The organism is Clostridium cavendishii DSM 21758, assembly GCF_900141845.1.
In the GTDB taxonomy this organism is placed as follows: Bacteria; Bacillota; Clostridia; order Clostridiales; family Clostridiaceae; genus Clostridium_AG; species Clostridium_AG cavendishii.
In genome coordinates, this window is the sequence record NZ_FQZB01000045.1 from 1 (window position 1) to 2,424 (window position 2,424).

Here is a 2,424-nt window from a genome sequence, read left to right on the forward strand (position 1 = left end):
GTTCCATCTAATATCTTATTTAAATGTTTCATGAACTTAAATCCATAAAGAAACAAACATCCAAAATATGACAAAGTATAAAGTATAAAAACAATGAACAATGTATCACGCCAACCCCACATCTCTCTTGCAACTGTTAATGATATTAATATAAATATAAGAGTAAATATAGCAAAAATTATAAATTTAAATCTTGTCGACTTGTAACTTAAAATCTCTTTTGTTACTTTTTTACATCTGCAAAATAAATTATAAATAAAAAATTTTTCTTTAAATTTCTTATTTCTTATCATACCTCTAATTGAACCTATCAAATATAATAATAAATAATACTCAAAAACTATATATAGACTTGCCTCCATTAAATATAAATATACTGTATTTAATTGATTAAACACATAAAATATAGTGTCTACACTAGCAATTACAAGTAACACTCCAACTACTTGAATTCCAATTTGCAATTCAAAATAAAGCCAATTGTAAAACTTCTGAATAATACTTTCTTCTTTAACTTTACTAAATATCAACATAGCTAATCCAAGTATACTTGTTACAATTGCCATTTTAAAGGCATATCCTATCAACTTACTATTTTTACCGTATAAATCATAATTTGCTTTTTCAGATGATATATATGAGCCTACTAAATCATCATTTTTAACAAAAAACGCCATCATCTTAACCTTTTTATCCTTAAATTCCCTAAGTCCATATTTAAAAGAATACATGAACTTCTCAAAACCTTGTTTGTCATAGCTACTTTCATTAATTTTGATACTATCATCTAAATTCTCTCTTCTTAATACAATAAAACAATCACTGCTTTTCTTATATTTATCTACTATATAATCACTATATTCTTCTTTAATATTAGTTAGAATTCTATCATCGTCTGTTATTACTATATATTTCATACGAGTTTCATCTAAATCTTTAGTCTGTGTCTTATATTGTTTTTCTTTATCTTTTTCTAACTCTTTTCTTACCTCATCTTCTGAAGTATAATAATGTTCTTTTATTATACTTAATGCCTCTTCTCTCTCTTTTACTATTTCACTTATTCTATTTATATAGTTTTTTTCTACTGCTTCTTGTTTTAAATTATCATACTCGTTATTAGTAATTGAAACCTGCTTCTCATAGTTCTTATTGCTTTCCTTGAATTTACTTTTCACCTCATCTTCACTAACCAATTCAGATGACTTTATATTAGGCACAGAAACTATTTTCTCTTTTCCTTTATATAAGTCTAAAACATTAACCAGAATCATTTCTTGAGATCTTATCACATTAAAAAAAGCGCCTGTTTCATAAAAACTTTTTGTATTTACATAATCAAATTTAAATAAAAGACTTGCATACGCTAACATTATAAAAACACTTATTGAAACGATAAGTATTCCAATAAATCTAAATACTTTACTACTTCTCAATTTTACAATCAACACACCACACCACCTTTAAACATTTGGAATGTTTAAAATTTATCTCAACTTCTATTTCGCTTTCCTTATAAAAATCATCACTGTATTTTCACAATTATAGCGTATACTTATTAAAACTTTTTATAAATTTTAACTGAAGAAAATACACTTCTCCAGTTAAAATCTTATATTCATAATGAACTTTTTTAATATCTTAGTAGCTATTTTATTGTTTACCAAATATTGCTGTTGCCTTAAATAAATCGCCATCTACTTCTAAATCCAATTTTCCATTTTGAAGTTCCATTATACTTTTTGCTATAGCAAGTCCAAGTCCTGATCCTTCTGTGTTTCTAGATAAATCTCCCCTTTTAAACCTTTCAGCTATTTCTGTAGCATCAAAATTCATCTCATAAGCTGCTATATTCTTCATAACAAGCTTAATAGAATTTTCTTCTTTTATTAGATCAATATATACTCTAGTACCTGCTAAAGAATATTTTAAAATATTTTGAATAAGATTCTCAAAAACTCTATAAGTTCTTCTACCATCTCCCATGACATAAATTTTTTCAACACCCAAATTTACTTTAAAATTAAGTCTCGAAGCTACTATTTTCTCATCTAATTCTGCTAAAGTTTGCTTTAGAAGCTCTGTTATCTCAATCTTTTCTATATTCATATCTAAAGCACCACTAGTAGCCTTTGATGCTTCAAACAAATCCTCGATAAGAGCCTTAAGTCTTTGAGACTTTCTATCTAAAATAGCAATATAATCATTAGCTTTTTGTGATTCTAATTCTTCCTTCTTTAATAAATCTACATAATTAATTATAGATGTTAATGGAGTTTTTAAATCATGAGATACATTGGTTATAAGTTCACTCTTCATTCTCTCACTTTTCATTTCTTTTCCTAACGCATCTTTAAGCCCTGATTTTAAATTATTTATATTCTTAGCAAGCTTTCCTAAAATGTTTACTCCTTTTTCTTCAAT

At 26.0% G+C, this 2,424-nt stretch carries 2 protein-coding genes; both read right to left on the minus strand.

Features of this window, described 5'->3' with window-relative positions:
* A partial coding sequence (locus BUB01_RS22540) for a hypothetical protein (protein WP_143152562.1) occupies positions 1–1,451 on the minus strand: 1,451 nt, incomplete at its 3' end.
* 202 nt (positions 1,452–1,653) lie between these two features.
* A partial coding sequence (locus tag BUB01_RS22545; protein ID WP_072993968.1) for a sensor histidine kinase occupies positions 1,654–2,424 on the minus strand: 771 nt, incomplete at its 5' end.